This is a genomic window from Pseudomonas sp. NPDC087358 (genome assembly GCF_044900785.1).
Classification (GTDB): domain Bacteria; phylum Pseudomonadota; class Gammaproteobacteria; order Pseudomonadales; family Pseudomonadaceae; genus Aquipseudomonas.
The window spans coordinates 421165-436936 of sequence record NZ_JBJDOA010000006.1 but is presented as its reverse complement, the minus strand read 5'-3'; the positions used below and the strand labels follow the sequence as shown (position 1 = coordinate 436936).

Here is a 15772-nt window from a genome sequence, read left to right as displayed (position 1 = left end):
GATGCGGACTTTATCGTGACGACCTTGGGAGATCACTTCAGCCACAACGGTAGCGCCTGCAACAACTGGAGCGCCGATATTCACGTCGTCACCATTGGCGACCAACAGAACACGATCAAAAGTAACGGATTCTCCGGTAGCGATTTCCAGCTTTTCGATCTTCAGGTATTCACCTGGGGCGACCTTGTATTGCTTGCCGCCAGTAACGATTACTGCATAAGACATGGTATTTCTCCGATAATCCTGCTCACCCAGCTCTTTATAGGAAGAGGTATTGGCTGGCATGGCTGCATAAGGCTGGAAGGCCCGATTGCAATTGCGTAAGGCAGGTGCTGCCCAGGAAGTTCAGGGTGCGCGATTGTACGCAAGCCGCGAACGCCTTGCAAGCGGCGTTACGTCACGCCTTGACAGGGTGTGGCGTGCAACCTAGCATGCCGCGCAACCCTTCTGGAGCACGTCTCGCTGATGCAACCCCAAGCCTTCTACCGCGCTGTGGCGGACGACTTTACAGCCGTCGACCACATTATCAAGAAGCAGCTGACATCGCGCGTGCCGCTGGTCTCGAAAATCGGCGACTACATTACCTCCGCCGGCGGCAAACGCCTGCGTCCACTGCTGGTGCTTCTGTGCGGCAAGGCACTGGGCAGCGGCGGCGATGACCTGCGCCTGCTGGCGGCAACCATCGAATTCCTGCACACCGCGACGCTGCTGCACGACGACGTCGTCGACATGTCCGGCATGCGTCGTGGCCGCTCCACCGCAAACGCCATGTGGGGCAACGCCCCCAGCGTTCTGGTCGGCGACTTCCTCTATTCGCGCTCGTTCGAGATGATGGTCGAACTGGGGTCGATGCCGGTCATGCAGATTCTGTCCAAGGCCACCCGCGTCATCGCCGAGGGTGAAGTCCTGCAGCTGTCGAAAGTCCGCGACGCCAGCACCACCGAAGAAACCTACATGGAAGTGATTCGCGGCAAGACAGCCATGCTGTTCGAAGCCTCGACTCACAGCGCCGCGGCATTGGCCAAGGCCAGCCCCGACCAGAGTGAAGCGTTGCGTACCTTCGGTGATCATCTGGGCGTTGCGTTCCAACTGGTCGACGACCTGCTGGACTACCGCGGCGACGCTGAAACCATGGGCAAGAACATCGGTGACGATCTTGCAGAAGGCAAACCGACCCTGCCGCTGATCTACACGATGCGCGAAGGCACCCCGGAACAGGCTGCGCTGGTGCGCCAGGCCATTCAGAAAGGCGGCCTGGAAGACCTCGACAGCATCCGTGAAGCCGTGGAGAACTCGGGCTCGCTGGATTACACCGCGCAACTGGCCCGTGACTATGTCGCCCGCGCCATCGCCTGCCTGGACGTACTGCCGGCCAGCGAGTATCGCGATGCGCTGATCGAACTGAGCGAGTTTGCCGTAGCCCGCACGCACTGATCACTGCCCCGCCCCACCGAAAAGCCCGTCCATGTGACGGGCTTTTTCGTTATCTGCATCGGCAACCCGACCTGCTACAAAAACGGCGAGCACCTCTGAACGGGCCACAGAACGCCGCCAAACAGGAGCCGGCTTGCTGGCGAAAGCGTTAGGTCAGAGACCCCTCCATCGCCTGACATAACGCATTCGCCAGCAAGGCGGCTCCCACAGAAAAGTCGCGCCTGATACCTATTGCGCTTCATCACCCCCAGCCTCACAACCGTGGCGTTCAACGGCCCCGGCCTTTCACGAAAAACCTGTAGCCGTCCGGCTTGCCGGCGGCAGCGATTTCCAGGACATCCCGACCTGTATCACCATAATGCGAATTAATCTCAAATAGATCCTTGCTATTCCCCAGATAAGAATTATTCTCATTGAAACTTTTCAAGGAGAACGACATGACTTACCTGATCGATGCCTGGCTGGACCGGCCGCACCCCTATCTGCGCATCCTGCATCGCGAGACCGGGCAGGTGTGCGCCGTGCTGGAGGAAGAGGCGCTGGATGAACTGCGGGATCAGGGCGACCTGGACGTGAACAGTCTCAGTTCGTGTGAGCCGGGGATTCAAAAGGAGATGGTGCGTAACCTGTTTCTGTTCTGCTACGCACGAGCATTGCGCCCGGCGGGTGAACTGCACTGAATGGCCATCGATGAATACGACATTGCCGAGTGAACGCCAATAGTCCACTCGGCAATAATCTTGAAGCTTGCCGCTTGTAGCTGCTGCCAGGCCTTACAGAACGTCGAGCAGCTCGACGTCGAATACCAGGACGCTGTGCGGCGGGATGCTGCCCACGCCTTGAGCGCCGTAAGCCAGCTCGCTAGGCACATGTAGACGCCATTTGCTGCCGGCTTTCATCAGTTGCAGCGCTTCGGTCCAGCCTGCAATCACGCCGCCGACCGGGAATTCGGCTGGCTCGCCGCGATCGTAGGAGCTGTCGAACACGGTGCCGTCGATCAGCATGCCGTGGTAGTGAGTGCGTACGTTGCTGTCGCGGGTAGGCTGCGCGCCTTCGCCTGCGGTGATCACTTCGTACTGCAGACCCGATTCCAGGGTGGTGATGCCTTCACGCTTGGCATTCTCGGTCAGGTACTGCTTGCCGGCACCGGCAGCGGCTTCGGCTTTTGCAGCGGCTTCAGCTTGCATGATGTCGCGGATGACCTTGAAGCTGGCGGCCATTTCTTCCTGGTTGACGCGGCTTGGCTGGCCACCGAACGCATCGGTCAGACCGGCCAGGATGGCGTCCAGGTTGACGCCCGGCGGCGGGTTGTCGCGCAGCTGATCGCCCAACTGGCGGCCAATGCCGTAGCTGACGCGGGTTTCGTCGGTGGACAGATTGACTTCGGACATAACACTGCTCCGCTGAAAGAGCGCCCGCGGGCGCCCTGAACCAAAAGGCCGAGCAGCCTAGCACATCTGGCCAGACACCCCTACATCACCAGGCGGAGCGTATCGACAGCGGCACGCGCACGGTCTGCTCCTCGGCGTCACGCAGGCCGCACATCTCATCATGAACCACCGCGTGAACGAGGTTGAACGGCATGGGCGAGATGGACTGCAGAACGTCCCGCGCATGCTCGACCGAGCGCAGATGCAGGGTTTTACCGTGGGTATCGTTCAATGGATGGGCCGCGCCGTGCATCCGCGCTTCGAGCAGATAGATGCCGCCCTCCATGGAGATGAGGTTGAGTTCGTCAATGCGGCCTGCGCTGGCGTGTGCGCTGAGTTCCTGCAGATTCATGGGTAAACCCTCGGTTGATCCGGGATGTGGGTATCTGTGGATCAATCCATCAGTCTTGCCCACTCTGCCCGGACTACAAGGAGGATTCGCTGCCGCTGGTCATTTTTTGTTCAACGCGACCCGTTTCTGGCGAAGCTGTGGCGGCCTGCCTGCAAGCTGGCCACCCACGCCCACCGGACAGCACCATCAACAGCGTGGACGCCTGGCCTCAATGCTTGGTCAGCTTGTCCAGATAGCCCATCGCGAACGCCGAGATCACGAAAGTCATGTGAATGATCACGTACCACATCAGGTATTGGGGTTCGATGTTCTTGGCGTCCATGAACACCCGCAGCAGGTGAATGGAGGAAATGGCAACGATAGACGCGGCGACTTTCATCTTCAGCGAAGAGGAGTCCATCTTGCCCAGCCAACTGAGCTTTTCCTTGTCTTCGTCGATGTCCAGCTGCGAAACGAAGTTCTCGTAACCGGAGATCATCACCATGACCAGCAGACCACCGACCAGCGCCATGTCGATCAGCGACAGCAGCACCAGAATCAGGTCCGATTCAGCCAGCGCAAAGACATTGGGGATGACGTGGAAGATTTCCTGGAAGAACTTGAGTGCCAGGGCCAGCAACCCAAGAGACAGACCAAAATAGATCGGCGCCAGCAACCAGCGCGATGCGTACATGGCATTTTCGATAAAACGTTCCATTGAATCTCACAGATAATTGAAAGCCCGCGAGTATAGGGCGAAGGGTTGCTCGCACAAGCCATCGCGACAAAACTTGAAACAATTAACTGAAAGCAAACATGTTCCAACGCCCGACGAACTCCACGCCGACTCCTGAACAACAGGGACAACACAGGTGGCGTTCGTCGAGGGCTGGAGCCTGTCAGTTGGCTGGAGAAGTTCTTTGGCCGTGAGACGAATCGCCATTGAGGCGTCGCAATTCACCTTGCAGATGCACGCTCCAGATCGGTATCTCTTGCGCGGTCTGATAACCGTGCAGCGCAAGGCTCTCGGCGATCGCATCCAGCACCGATTCGGCAGCGACCGGACCGTGAAACGGCCCTTGCGCCTTCAACGCGGAAGGTTGCTCCCCGGACATCCCGGCAGCGAACAGCAAGGTCCACATCCCGTTATCGCCAGACAGCGGGCGAATGACACATTCGATACGGGTCACCAGACCCAGGCATTGGCGAGTAAGACAGAGGCTGCGCGGCATGGCGAGCTCCTCATCGATTGCAGTATTCATTCCCTTGGAACGGCAAAGGAAACGCGTCAGTCCATTTGACAACTGCTGCACCGCGACAATATCGAACAAATACCCTGTAAGAAAAGCGTGAAAACAAAAAGGGCGCCGAATGGTCATTTTGCCATCAGACGCCCCGTTTAGTTGACGTCAAACAGTCAACTTTTCAGCTCGGGCTGTAATTGTGGCGCCTCTTTTTCCAGCTCTTTGAGGTCCTCTTCGCTGAGCATTTCGGCGATGTCGCGAAGACGGTCGACAACCCGTCCATTGACCGAGTTTTCCGGGAACTGACCTTCCTCGTCAGCCTCGCCCACCTCTTCTCCCACCAGCAGACTCAGCGCCTCGTCTACCTGACGCACGGCGTAGACATGGAACTGACCGGCACGCACGGCCTGCAACACCCGCTCATCGAGCATCAGGGTGGCGACGTTGGCTTGCGGGATGATCGCACCCTGGTCACCGGTCAGACCGCGGGCTTCGCAGAGTCGGAAGAAGCCTTCGATCTTCTCGTTGACCCCGCCGACCGCCTGCACCTCACCAAATTGGTTGATCGAGCCGGTGATCGCGAAGCACTGCTTGAGCGGCGTCTTCGACAACGCCGAAATCAGTGTGCAGACCTCGCCAAGGGAGGCACTGTCGCCATCCACGTAACCGTAGGACTGCTCCAGCGCGATGCTGGCGGAAATCGCCAGCGGGAATTCCTGCGCATAGCGGCTGCCCAGGTAACCGGTGAGAATCATCACGCCCTTGGAGTGAATCGGCTGACCGAGGTTGACCTCACGCTCGATGTCGACGATGCCGCTGCCGCCCGGGTACACCGTGGCGGAAATGCGCGCGGGCACGCCGAAGGCCGAATCACCGACTTCCAGCACTGTCAGACCGTTGCATTTGCCGACCGCGGCGCCTGCAGTGTCGATCAGGATGATGCCGGCGAGCATGTCGTCGAGAATCCGCGCCGACACCCGGCCGGTGCGCGTGGCCTTGGCCTTGAGCGCGCGCTCGATGTGGCCGGCATCGGTACGTTCGTCGTTGGCCAGGCTGCGAATGAAATCCGCCTCGCTGACCAGCTGGAACAGGTCGCCGATGCGCGCCGACAAACGCCCCTGGTGCTCGGCCAGGCGCGCGCTGTAGGTCGCGAGACGTGCCACTGCATCGGCCGTCAGCGGGGCCATGCCTTCCTCCGAGGTGCGCGTCTTGAGTAACTGGGCGAACTGCTCCAGGCTCTCGTCGACCATGGGGATGTCTTCGTCGAAGTCGACCAGCACCCGGAACATCTCTTGGAAGTCCGGATCGAGGTCCTGCAGCGTGTAGTACAGCGAACGGGCACCGATGATGATGACCTTGACCTGCAGCGCAATGGTCTGCGGCGTCAGGGTGACCGTGGCAATGCGTCCAAGCTCGCCGAGCGGCGATTCCATCTTCAGTTTGCGCGATTGCAGGGAGCGTTTGAGCGCGTCCCACACGAACGGCTCGCTGAGCATTTTCTCGGCTTCCAGCACCAGGAAGCCGCCGTTGGCACGATGAAAGGCCCCCGGACGCAACTGCCGATACGTGGTGTAGAGCGCGCCCTGATCAGTGCTGTATTCGATGCGACCGAACAGATTGTCGTAGGTCGGATGCGGCTCGAACACCACCGGCGCCCCGCCGCTGGCCGAATGGCCGACCACAAGACTGGGGCAGTATTGTTCTTCGAGCAGCTTGCGCGCCTGGGCGTCGGTCTTGCTGTCGTCGACCAGTTGCTCGACCACGGTTTTCAGCAGATTGACCTGCACCGCCTGCAGATAGGCACAGACGGCCGCGTTCTCGGCATATTGCTCGGACAACGGTGCCAGCAGCGGCTGCAGCGCCAGAATGATGGTTTCTTCATTCAGCTGACGCATCTGGTTGTTGGACTCGCGCTTCCACTGCGGCAGGCTGGCGAGTTCCTCGTTGAGGCGCTCTTCCAGAGTCGAAATATCCTCATGGAATCGTTCACGGTCGGCCTCGGGCAGCTGTGAGAACTCAGCTTCGTCCAGCGCCTTGCCTTCGAGCATCGGGGTGAAAGCGATGTTGGTGTTGTCGCGATACAGCGCAATGTCCTTTTCCAGGGCCAGACGCTCGATCACGTCCAGCGCGCGGTCGTAGCGCTGGTTGAACGCGCGATCGATGGCGCTTTTCTTCTGCTGGTAGGACGGATGCTCGAAGACCGCAGGAAAGGTCGACAAAAGGTTGTCGATCAGTCCGTTTATATCTGCGATGAATGAACTGGCGCTGCCCGGTGGCAGCTCCACTGCGCGTGGCTCGCGCGGCTCGTCGAAATTGTTGACGTAGACCCAGTCGGAGGGGGTCTGCATGCGCTTGGCTTCAGCCTTGAGGTAGCGCTTGACGAAGGAGAAACGTCCCGTGCCGGGCTCTCCCATGACGAACACGTTGTAGCCGGGGCGCGGCATGGCGACCCCGAACTGTAGAGCCTCGACCGCTCGTTCCTGACCGAGCACGCCGCGAAAGGGTTCCAGATCGTTGGTTGTCGTGAAGCTGAACTGTTCAGCGGAAAAGGGACGGGTAAGCGCCTCGGGCGCAAGTCGCAAGCTGGCAGCAACAGGATCGGGCATCGGACATCCTTACATCAGGCGGGGCAGATGTGGGCATTCTGGCGCTCGCCGCACCACACTGGCAAGGCAAGAACCCGCGGAATATTTTTCTGCCTCATGAACTTGCCTACGGGGTCCGGGAGCCGTGGACTACATCCAAGAAACAGTAATAAACCACGGAACGTTCAGATCGTGCCTAAACTCCAAGCTGCGCGGCTGGTAACAAATCGAATAACCGGCCCTCCCTGGCGCGTTCATTGGCCAGGCTCCGACCCTTGGTTGAAACAACAGAGACTAAAGCTATGAAACGGATTCTTCTTGGTACTCTCTTCGCCGCTGTGTCCATCAATGCCATGGCTCAAGCGCCAGGCGGCCCGGACTGCGGCTGGGGCAACATGCTGTTCGAAGGGCAACGTGGCACTCCGGCTCACTTCCTCGCATCCACCACCAACGGCACCTCGGGCAACGCCACGTTCGGCATGACCTCCGGCACCAACGGCTGCTCCACCAACAGCGCGCTGACCTACGGCGGCAAATCCTGGATTGCCATGAACGGCATGATGGACGAGCTTTCCAAAGACATGGCCATGGGCCAGGGCGAAGCACTGACCACCTATGCGGTCGTGCTGGGCGTTGCACCGCAAGACCGTGCGCATTTCGCCGCTGTCACCCACGATCACTACCAGCAGATCTTCAACAAGGCTGACGCCACCGCAGAAGATGTCCACAGCAACACCCTCGACGTACTGAAAAACGATCCGGCTCTGGCGAAATACGCAACCCAGGCTTAAAGTCGACCCGCCTGCCTCTCGCTCGAGAGGCAGGATTCTGCTCCCATCTGTCCACCTCTGACTAGTTGCCACTCTATGCTCAAACGCCTTGCCTGGCTGGCGCTCTGTGTCTGCGCCCCGCTGTATGCCTCGCCTCACGTCGACAATGATCGTTTGCAGCAACTGGCCCTTTCCAGGTTATGGATCTCCATAGGTCACTACGAAGCCGGCAAATTGAGCGGCTGGCGCAGCTATGTCGATGACCCGAAATTCTTCCTTGCCAGCAACGGTGCTCACGACCCGAAGGCCGAGCTGGCTGCAACCCTTGAAGCGATCTATCGGCCTGTGGTCCAGGGCCAGGAAAACGCACATCCACAATGCGTCTACCCCTCGCGCACGCGCTTTCTGCGCGACGAACTGCACCTGAGCGACCTGCCCGCCGTGGACTGCAAGGAGTTCAACAAGTGGTTCTCCGACGTCGCGCCGGACAGCACCGTATTGATCTTCCCGGCGGCGTATCTGAACAGCCCGTCGTCAATGTTCGGCCACACCCTGCTGCGTGTCGATCAGGCCGACGTGCAGGCCAACAAGACCGCGCTGCTCAGCTATGCGATCAACTTCGGGGCCTACATCGAGGGCTCCGACAACAGCATTCTGTACGCCTGGAAAGGCTTGATGGGCGGCTACCCGGGATTGTTCGCGCTGGTGCCGTACCAGGAAAAACTCTCCGAATACCGTAGCCTGGAAAACCGTGACCTGTGGGAATACCGCCTCAACCTGACGCCGGAAGAAACCCGGCGCATGGTCGAACACGTGTGGGAACTCAAACAGATTCGCTTCGGTTATTTCTTCTTTGACGAAAACTGTTCCTACCGCCTGTTGGAGCTGTTGCAGGTCGCCCGTCCGAGCCTGAACCTGACACCGCAGTTTCGTCTGACAGCAATCCCCACCGACACCGTGCGCGCCGTGAAAGAAGCAGGTCTTGTGGAGAAAATCGACTACCGGCCCTCAAGGGAGCGCGAGCTGCTCAGCCGTGCCGAACCGTTGAACCATGACGAGCAACAATGGGTACTGAAGGTCAGTGCCGACCAGCAGCAGATGCAGAGCCCGGACTACATGGCGTTGCCGAAGGATCGCCGCGCGTTGATTCAGGATGCCGCCTATCGCCTTGAGCGTTATCGGGCCAACGGAGAAGAGCGCGACGCCACGCGCTCGCAACGCAGTTATGACTTGTTGCGCGCCATCAGCACCAACCCGCCGCCAGAGTTGGACATCGAGCGGCCGGGCCTGCCCGAAGACGGCCATGAGTCGAGGACCTGGCAACTGGGCGCCGGCACCCGCGATGACAAAGCGTTCGCCGAATACAGCCTGCGCATGGCTTATCACGACCTGAACGACAACGCGTACGGCTTCCCGCTGGGCGCGCAGATCGAGATCCTCCAGCTCAAGCTGCGCCAGTACGAAGACAGCCGTTGGCAGGTGCAGCAGCTGGATCTCGCGACGATTCGCTCACTGACACCGCGCAACGAGCTGCTGCAGCCGTGGTCCTGGCAAGTGGCCGGCGGGCTGGAGCGGGTGCTGGGTAAACATGGCGACGAGAACCTGGTCAGTCACGTCAATGGCGGCGCTGGCGGCACCTGGAAGCTGGGCGATGATGTGCTGGGGTTCGCGCTGGGCACGGTGCGGGTTGAGCACAACAATGACTTCGACGCACTGGTCTCACCGGCTGCCGGTTTCGATACCGGGGTGCTCTGGCGCAACCCGCTGGGCAACTTCAGCCTGGAGACCAAGGGCGATTACTTCACCAACGGTGAGGTGCGCCGCAATATCAGCCTGAATCAACAGTGGGAGCTGTCGCGCAACCTGGGGCTGCGGCTCAGTGCCCAGCGCGAGTTCAGCCAACTGACCTCGCCGGTCAACGAAGTGATGCTGGAGTTGAAGTGGTATCACTATTGATCGTACATACCTGCTGTTGATTCTGGCCGAAGGCCGTGGGAGCTCGGCTTGCCAGCGATCTGCCAGGCACTGGCAGCGAAGGCATTCATCTTGGGCGTGTCAGGCTTACTGACATCGCAGGGTTTGCTGCCGGTTCCCGGCAGATCGCCGGCAAGCCAGGCTCCCACGCCCTTCGGGCAGAAGCAGGTCTGATCACAGCGCCTTGACGCTGTATCCCTCCTCCTCGATCAATCCGACCACCTGCTCGGCAGCCAACTGGCTCTGCACGCGGACTTCACCCTTGGCCAGATCGATCTGCACGTCCGCCGCCGGGTCTTCGCCCTTGATGGCGTGTGTCACGGCACGGACGCAGTGCCCGCAGGTCATGCCTTGAACGTTGAATACTTGCATGTGAAGACCTCTTCATGGGTTGAAAAACGTTGAATGTCGCCATGTGACACCTTCCCCCCATGGCAAGGTCAAGTTTCTCTTCGAACGGCCGGGCTGGTATTCGTCGCAGCGCTGAGCCAAAGTGTTTCATCAACGTCACATCAGGAGAATCGGCAATGCGCTGGTCAGCCTTTCGCATCGCAGGTTTCATTGGCCTGCTGGCTTCCGCATCCTGGGCTCAGGCCGATCAGGACTACGGCGTACTCATCATTTCCCGCGAACGGCTGGAGGTCGCTACGCCCTGCGAGATCGGCATTTTCATGCAGGATCAGCTGGTCGGCCGACTGTTCCAGGAAGAGTCTCGCTCCTTCAACCTGCCGGCGGGCGACGTGTCCGTACGCCTGCGGGTACTGCCGACGCAGACCCCCGGTTGCTCGCCGGGCATCGAAGCCCAGAACAACACGCGGCTGCACATCAATGCTGGCGATGTGCTCAAGTACCGCATCGCCACCGGGCCGAACGGCATCTACCTGAAAAGAGCCGATCTGAATTACTGATCGGCTCGTAGCGCTGGCGGCACAGTGCAGGTAGCCGTCGCCAAACACCTACATGTGCCGTGCTGTGATCAAGGCTTGCTCGATCGTTCCCACGCTCTGCGTGGGAATGCATCCCCCTGACGCTCCGCGTCAACCACAAGCCAGACGCAGAGCGTCGATGTCGGCGTTACCACGCGGAGCGTGGGAACGATCAGCAAATCAAGACTTATTCGATCGTTCCCACGCTCTGCGTGGGAATGCATCCCCCTGACGCTCCGCCTCAGCTACAAGCCGGACGCAGAGCGTCGATGCCGGCGTTACCACGCGGAGCGTGGGAACGATCAGCAAATCAAGACTCGTTCGATCGTTCCCACGCTCTGCGTGGGAATGCATCCCCCTGACGCTCCGCGTCAACCACAAGCCAGACGCAGAGCGTCGATGTCGGCGTTACCACGCGGAGCGTGGGAACGATCAGCAAATCAAGACTCGTTCGATCGTTCCCACGCTCTGCGTGGGAATGCATCCCCCTGACGCTCCGCGTCAACCACAAGCCAGACGCAGAGCGTCGATGTCGGCGTTACCACGCGGAGCGTGGGAACGATCAGCAAATCAAGACTCGTTCGATCGTTCCCACGCTCTGCGTGGGAATGCATCCCCCTGACGCTCCGCGTCAGCCACAAGCCGGACGCAGAGCGTCGATATCGGCGTTACCACGCGGAGCGTGGGAACGATCAGCAAATCAAGACTTATTCGATCGTTCCCACGCTCTGCGTGGGAATGCATCCCCCTGACGCTCCGCGTCAGCCACAAACCGGACGCAGAGCGTCGATGTCGGCGTTACCACGCGGAGCGTGGGAACGATCAGCCGGCGCCTACACGTATCGCGCTGTACTCAGGATCTGCTCCGGGCTTGACTAGAGGAATATCGTTGTGAATGCCGGCCATTTCCTGCAACACATCTGCGGCTTTGTAGCCCCTTTCTGACAGACCCCTCTCTTTCTTGCGAACGACATTTCCTAGAAACTCCCACCCGCTTGTGCTCTGAAATTTCGATGTCTAGGCTGCGTCGGTCGCTGAAAATCAGCGGCCGGGTTTAGCAGCCTGATAACCGTTTCGAGCCATGCGATACCACCTTTATGGTGGCTTTGCGCGGGGCACCTTCGGGTGCGCCGGGTTTGGCTCTACGGTCCCGGTCTGCTAACCCGTGTCAAAGCCGCCACCTTCATTCGTTTAGCAGCGGATGGCTCGTGGCCCCAACTCCGTAGAGCGAAAATGAAAAAAATCACCCCCGACCCACCCGACAAATCCCTCGAAGAATCCCTGGCCCACGTCTCCGGCCTGTTGCGGTGCGCCACTGCGTCGGCGTGCGAAAGCGCCGAGAACCTCACCGGCGTCAAACGCGACCTGGCCTTCTCCGTCGTTCACCTGATCGACATGGCCAGAGCCGTGGTTGACCGATCGCTGGATCAGATCGACATACGCTGACAACCCACGATTAACCCGGCCCCCGACGACCTGTAGGAGTGAGCTTGCTCGCGATGCCTCGCCTGCCGACAAGGCGTTCGCGGGCAGGCGCCCTCCTACAGCTGACGGGCGGTCACGCACCTGAAACTTTCCAGAAATCGACACTTGACCTTGCCAACGTGGCAAGGTTGATCCTTGCCGGCAATAGCTTTCAAGGAGTGCCCCCAATGCCCAGTCTCGACACATTCGACTTGCCGATTACCGGCATGACCTGCGCCAGTTGTGCCGGTCGGGTCGAGCGCGCGCTGCGCAAAGTTCCGGGTGTGAAAACCGCTACCGTCAACCTGGCCAATGAGCGCGCCCATGTCCAGGTGCTGGAGCCTATTGACCCCGCCAGCCTGATCGCAGCAGTCGACAAGGCAGGATACGGAGCGAGCCTTGAGCAGGACCCGGCCCTGCAACAGGCTGACCAACGCAAACGTCACGACGGCGAACGCTGGCGTCTTGTTCTGGCAATTGTTCTGGCGTTGCCGCTGGTCCTGCCGATGCTGCTGCAACCCTTGGGCGTGCATTGGATGTTGCCGGCCTGGGTGCAGTTTCTGCTGGCGACACCGGTGCAATTTTTTCTCGGCGCGCGATTCTACGTGGCCGCCTGGAAAGCGCTGCGCGCCGCAGCGGGCAACATGGACCTGCTGGTCGCCTTGGGTACCAGCGCCGGTTACGGCTTGAGTATCTACCAATGGCTGGCCGCCGCTCCCGGCAGCATGCCGCACCTGTACTTCGAAGCATCGGCAGTGGTGATCGCCCTGGTACTGCTGGGCAAGTACCTGGAAAGCAGTGCCAAACGCCAGACCGCCAGTGCGATTCGCGCGCTGGAAGCCCTGCGCCCGGAACGCGCCATTCAAATCATCGACGGCCAGGAGCATGATGTGGCGATCAGCGCGTTGAAGCTGGGCGATCAGGTGGTGGTCAAACCCGGCGAACGTTTCCCGGTGGACGGTGAGGTTATCGAAGGTCAGAGCCATGCCGACGAAGCCCTGATCAGCGGGGAGAGCCTGCCGATTGCCAAACAGCCAGGCGACAAGGTCGCGGGCGGCGCCATCAACGGCGAAGGTCGTCTGCTGGTCAGCACCCAGGCATTGGGCGCGGAGACCGTACTGGCGCGCATCATCCGGCTGGTCGAGGACGCACAATCGGCCAAGGCGCCAATCCAGAAGCTGGTGGACACAGTGAGTCAGGTGTTCGTCCCAGTGGTTTTGCTGATCGCTGTCGTGACCCTGATTGGTTGGCTGCTGGCCGGCGCATCGGCGCAAGCTGCGCTGATCAACGCCGTGGCGGTGCTGGTCATCGCCTGCCCTTGTGCACTGGGCCTGGCAACACCCACGGCGATCATGGCCGGCACCGGGGTCGCTGCCCGCCACGGCATTCTGATCAAGGACGCCGAAGCACTGGAACGGGCCCATGAAGTCACCACGGTGGTCTTCGACAAAACCGGCACCCTGACCTCGGGGACACCGCGCATCGCCCACATGATCGCGCTCGATGGCGACGAGAATGCCCTTGTGCAACTGGCCGGTGCATTGCAGCGCGGCAGCGAACATCCGTTGGCCAGGGCGGTGCTGGACGTCTGCAGCGAACGAAAGCTGCGGACCGAAGACATCACCCAGAGCCGCTCGCTGGCCGGGCGTGGGATTGCCGGCACGCTGCATGGCCGCGATCTGGCCCTGGGCAACATGCGCCTGGTGCAGGAAAGCCAGCTCGACAGCGCCACGCTGGGCGATACCGCACAGCAGTGGGAGGCAGAGGGCCGCACCTTGTCCTGGTTGATCGAGCTGAGCCCGCAACGGCGCGTACTGGGGTTGTTCGCGTTCGGCGACACGCTCAAACCCGACGCAGCGCAAGCCATCGAGCAATTGACGGCGCGGCATATCAGCAGCCACCTGCTGACCGGCGACAATCGCGGCAGCGCCAGGGTCGTGGCCCAGGCGTTGGGCATCGAGGACGTGCATGCAGAAGTCCTGCCTGCGGACAAAGCCGCCACGGTGATCGCCCTGAAAAAAACCGCTGTGGTGGCCATGGTCGGCGATGGCATCAACGACGCCCCGGCCCTGGCGGCGGCCGACATCGGTATCGCCATGGGCGGCGGCACCGACGTGGCCATGCATGCGGCCGGTATCACTCTGATGCGCGGCGATCCACGATTGATTCCTGCCGCGCTGGACATCAGCCGCAGGACCTACGCCAAGATCCGTCAGAACCTGTTTTGGGCTTTCGTTTACAACCTGATCGGCATCCCGCTGGCCGCCTTCGGCCTGCTCAACCCGGTGCTGGCAGGCGCGGCCATGGCGCTCTCCAGCGTAAGCGTGGTCAGCAACGCCCTTTTGCTTAAGACCTGGAAGCCTGCGGACATAGGAGACGCGCCATGAACATCGGCCAAGCCGCCAAAAACAGTGGCCTGAGCGCCAAGATGATCCGCTATTACGAGTCCATTGGTTTGCTACAGGCCGCCACGCGCACCGACAGTGGTTATCGGCTGTATGGCAAGGACGACCTGCATACGCTGGCCTTCATCAAACGCTCGCGCGACCTGGGGTTTTCATTGGAAGAAGTCGGCAAATTGCTGACGCTCTGGCAAGACCGGGAAAGAGCCAGCGCCGATGTCAAAGCCCTCGCGCGTCAGCACATCGTCGAGCTGAATCAGAAGATCGAAGAGTTGGCGGGCCTTAGGGATACGTTGCAGGATTTGGTGGAGCACTGCCAAGGCGATCACCGACCCGACTGTCCGATATTGAAGAATCTGGAGTCGGGTGAATGTTGTGCGTCGAAGCAGCCGAAGTAGAGAACGCCGCGCGCACAGGACTCAATAGAAAATCATACACAACTTATGATCGAGTCATAAGTTGCCTACCCATACATATCAGACTCTGAAGTCCTTCATGAACCACTCGCGCGCGTCTATTCAAATATAAATAAGCGACGCCGACCACTGTCAGAAATGACAGCTGTTCATACCGATTTGAAATAACAGAAATGAATCTTTATAGCGAATAAGCCCGAGAGCAAATAATCATATTTTTTTCTTGGCAGGCCACCAACAACCGCACTATAAATTCCTTACCAAGCGTTTATCAGTAATGCATGAAGCCAAGGACGGGCCAATGAGCAGACATACACTTTTACCCCTGCTGACAGCGTTGCTGACATCGACCGGTGCGTTTGCGGTGAGTAATGCCCCAGCCGCCAGAGAATCAGCCAAAGACACCCAACCCGTATGCGCGACCTATGTTGATCGTGGTGCCTGGGTCTACCGAGATTACGAGTGGACGTTGTCCCTTACTCCGTCAGAATGCTCCCGATCCATAGACTCCTCCCAGACCGCGTATATGTTCTTTGAGATAGTCAAAAAATTTGCGGGTAGCCCTTACTGGAGAAATGACCGGGGCATGATCAATCAACTCACCTGCCACATGTTGATAGCCAAAACTAAAGACCAATGGAATCTCGAACCCTGGCGGCCTTTCGTAGGCCAGACCGAAACCGTTGCACAGAGATGCAATGCCACGACGCCTGCGCCTGATCAGCCGTTTCACTGACCGTGCACGCCGGTGCCGATCGCGATAAGCGCGCGCCACTCACTCGTATTGAAAGGAACT

Annotated in this window: 16 protein-coding genes; 9 read left to right on the top strand and 7 right to left on the bottom strand. The window is 59.9% G+C overall.

Features of this window, described 5'->3' with window-relative positions:
* Nucleotides 1-225 (bottom strand): 50S ribosomal protein L21 (rplU, locus tag ACI2KS_RS17145; RefSeq protein WP_404622175.1); only part of this gene is annotated, 225 nt, incomplete at its 3' end.
* Between the two features lie 240 nt (nucleotides 226-465).
* Here rplU and ACI2KS_RS17140 point away from each other — a divergent pair.
* Together ACI2KS_RS17140 and ACI2KS_RS17135 are read left to right on the top strand one after the other, a co-directional pair.
* Nucleotides 466-1434, top strand: coding sequence for a polyprenyl synthetase family protein (locus ACI2KS_RS17140; RefSeq protein ID WP_404622174.1), 969 nt, complete (start codon nucleotides 466-468; stop codon nucleotides 1432-1434).
* Between the two features lie 437 nt (nucleotides 1435-1871).
* The gene (locus ACI2KS_RS17135; protein ID WP_404622173.1) at nucleotides 1872-2114 is read left to right on the top strand and encodes a hypothetical protein; all 243 of its coding nucleotides are present in this window, start codon (nucleotides 1872-1874) and stop codon (nucleotides 2112-2114) included.
* Between the two features lie 93 nt (nucleotides 2115-2207).
* On the opposite strand, the gene ACI2KS_RS17130 is transcribed toward ACI2KS_RS17135, so the two are convergent.
* From ACI2KS_RS17130 to ACI2KS_RS17110, 5 genes are all read right to left on the bottom strand, one after another.
* Nucleotides 2208-2825 (bottom strand): FKBP-type peptidyl-prolyl cis-trans isomerase, encoded by a 618-nt coding sequence (locus ACI2KS_RS17130; protein ID WP_404622172.1) that lies wholly within the window; start codon nucleotides 2823-2825, stop codon nucleotides 2208-2210.
* A gap of 85 nt (nucleotides 2826-2910) precedes the next feature.
* Nucleotides 2911-3216 (bottom strand): DUF6482 family protein, encoded by a 306-nt coding sequence (locus ACI2KS_RS17125; RefSeq protein WP_404622171.1) that lies wholly within the window; start codon nucleotides 3214-3216, stop codon nucleotides 2911-2913.
* A 208-nt stretch (nucleotides 3217-3424) separates the two neighbouring features.
* Nucleotides 3425-3913 (bottom strand): TIGR00645 family protein, encoded by a 489-nt coding sequence (locus ACI2KS_RS17120; RefSeq protein ID WP_404622170.1) that lies wholly within the window; start codon nucleotides 3911-3913, stop codon nucleotides 3425-3427.
* Between the two features lie 181 nt (nucleotides 3914-4094).
* Nucleotides 4095-4427, bottom strand: a complete 333-nt coding sequence (locus ACI2KS_RS17115) for a hypothetical protein (protein ID WP_404622169.1) — start codon at nucleotides 4425-4427, stop codon at nucleotides 4095-4097.
* 185 nt (nucleotides 4428-4612) lie between these two features.
* Complete coding sequence (locus ACI2KS_RS17110; protein WP_404622168.1) at nucleotides 4613-7045, bottom strand: Lon protease family protein; 2433 nt, start codon at nucleotides 7043-7045, stop codon at nucleotides 4613-4615.
* Between the two features lie 281 nt (nucleotides 7046-7326).
* Here ACI2KS_RS17110 and ACI2KS_RS17105 point away from each other — a divergent pair, with 281 nt between their 5' ends.
* Nucleotides 7327-7815: a DUF3015 domain-containing protein gene (locus tag ACI2KS_RS17105; protein WP_404622167.1), complete on the top strand. Its 489-nt coding sequence runs from the start codon at nucleotides 7327-7329 to the stop codon at nucleotides 7813-7815.
* 75 nt (nucleotides 7816-7890) lie between these two features.
* On the top strand, nucleotides 7891-9750 hold the full coding sequence (locus tag ACI2KS_RS17100) for a DUF4105 domain-containing protein (protein WP_404622166.1): 1860 nt from the start codon (nucleotides 7891-7893) through the stop codon (nucleotides 9748-9750).
* 192 nt (nucleotides 9751-9942) lie between these two features.
* Here the strand turns inward: ACI2KS_RS17100 and ACI2KS_RS17095 are convergent, their stop codons facing one another.
* Nucleotides 9943-10140 carry a heavy-metal-associated domain-containing protein gene (locus ACI2KS_RS17095; protein WP_404622165.1) on the bottom strand — a complete coding sequence of 66 codons (198 nt, stop codon included), beginning with the start codon at nucleotides 10138-10140 and terminating at the stop codon, nucleotides 9943-9945.
* Between the two features lie 155 nt (nucleotides 10141-10295).
* On the opposite strand from ACI2KS_RS17095, the gene ACI2KS_RS17090 reads away from it, so the two are divergent.
* The 5 genes from ACI2KS_RS17090 (at nucleotide 10296) to ACI2KS_RS17070 (ending at nucleotide 15712) form a co-directional block, all read left to right on the top strand.
* On the top strand, nucleotides 10296-10676 hold the full coding sequence (locus ACI2KS_RS17090; RefSeq protein WP_404622164.1) for a hypothetical protein: 381 nt from the start codon (nucleotides 10296-10298) through the stop codon (nucleotides 10674-10676).
* A gap of 1251 nt (nucleotides 10677-11927) precedes the next feature.
* Nucleotides 11928-12140, top strand: coding sequence for a DUF6124 family protein (locus tag ACI2KS_RS17085; protein WP_404622163.1), 213 nt, complete (start codon nucleotides 11928-11930; stop codon nucleotides 12138-12140).
* Between the two features lie 206 nt (nucleotides 12141-12346).
* Nucleotides 12347-14545: a heavy metal translocating P-type ATPase gene (locus tag ACI2KS_RS17080; protein ID WP_404622162.1), complete on the top strand. Its 2199-nt coding sequence runs from the start codon at nucleotides 12347-12349 to the stop codon at nucleotides 14543-14545.
* Nucleotides 14542-14958 carry a Cu(I)-responsive transcriptional regulator gene (cueR, locus tag ACI2KS_RS17075; protein WP_404622161.1) on the top strand — a complete coding sequence of 139 codons (417 nt, stop codon included), beginning with the start codon at nucleotides 14542-14544 and terminating at the stop codon, nucleotides 14956-14958. The genes ACI2KS_RS17080 and cueR overlap by 4 nt, the downstream gene beginning before the upstream one ends.
* A 295-nt stretch (nucleotides 14959-15253) precedes the next feature.
* Nucleotides 15254-15712 carry a DUF2599 domain-containing protein gene (locus ACI2KS_RS17070; RefSeq protein WP_404622160.1) on the top strand — a complete coding sequence of 153 codons (459 nt, stop codon included), beginning with the start codon at nucleotides 15254-15256 and terminating at the stop codon, nucleotides 15710-15712.
* Nucleotides 15713-15772: the final 60 nt, after the last annotated feature.

Excerpts from the sequence above, each read along its gene's own strand:
- ACI2KS_RS17140 (WP_404622174.1), top strand. The coding sequence starts at position 466 with ATGCAACCCCAAGCCTTCTACCGCGCTGTGGCGGACGACTTTACAGCC.
- ACI2KS_RS17135 (WP_404622173.1), top strand. The coding sequence starts at position 1,872 with ATGACTTACCTGATCGATGCCTGGCTGGACCGGCCGCACCCCTATCTG.
- ACI2KS_RS17130 (WP_404622172.1), bottom strand. The coding sequence starts at position 2,825 with ATGTCCGAAGTCAATCTGTCCACCGACGAAACCCGCGTCAGCTACGGC.
- ACI2KS_RS17125 (WP_404622171.1), bottom strand. The coding sequence starts at position 3,216 with ATGAATCTGCAGGAACTCAGCGCACACGCCAGCGCAGGCCGCATTGAC.
- ACI2KS_RS17120 (WP_404622170.1), bottom strand. The coding sequence starts at position 3,913 with ATGGAACGTTTTATCGAAAATGCCATGTACGCATCGCGCTGGTTGCTG.
- ACI2KS_RS17115 (WP_404622169.1), bottom strand. The coding sequence starts at position 4,427 with ATGCCGCGCAGCCTCTGTCTTACTCGCCAATGCCTGGGTCTGGTGACC.
- ACI2KS_RS17110 (WP_404622168.1), bottom strand. The coding sequence starts at position 7,045 with ATGCCCGATCCTGTTGCTGCCAGCTTGCGACTTGCGCCCGAGGCGCTT.
- ACI2KS_RS17105 (WP_404622167.1), top strand. The coding sequence starts at position 7,327 with ATGAAACGGATTCTTCTTGGTACTCTCTTCGCCGCTGTGTCCATCAAT.
- ACI2KS_RS17100 (WP_404622166.1), top strand. The coding sequence starts at position 7,891 with ATGCTCAAACGCCTTGCCTGGCTGGCGCTCTGTGTCTGCGCCCCGCTG.
- ACI2KS_RS17095 (WP_404622165.1), bottom strand. The coding sequence starts at position 10,140 with ATGCAAGTATTCAACGTTCAAGGCATGACCTGCGGGCACTGCGTCCGT.
- ACI2KS_RS17090 (WP_404622164.1), top strand. The coding sequence starts at position 10,296 with ATGCGCTGGTCAGCCTTTCGCATCGCAGGTTTCATTGGCCTGCTGGCT.
- ACI2KS_RS17085 (WP_404622163.1), top strand. The coding sequence starts at position 11,928 with ATGAAAAAAATCACCCCCGACCCACCCGACAAATCCCTCGAAGAATCC.
- ACI2KS_RS17080 (WP_404622162.1), top strand. The coding sequence starts at position 12,347 with ATGCCCAGTCTCGACACATTCGACTTGCCGATTACCGGCATGACCTGC.
- cueR (WP_404622161.1), top strand. The coding sequence starts at position 14,542 with ATGAACATCGGCCAAGCCGCCAAAAACAGTGGCCTGAGCGCCAAGATG.
- ACI2KS_RS17070 (WP_404622160.1), top strand. The coding sequence starts at position 15,254 with ATGCATGAAGCCAAGGACGGGCCAATGAGCAGACATACACTTTTACCC.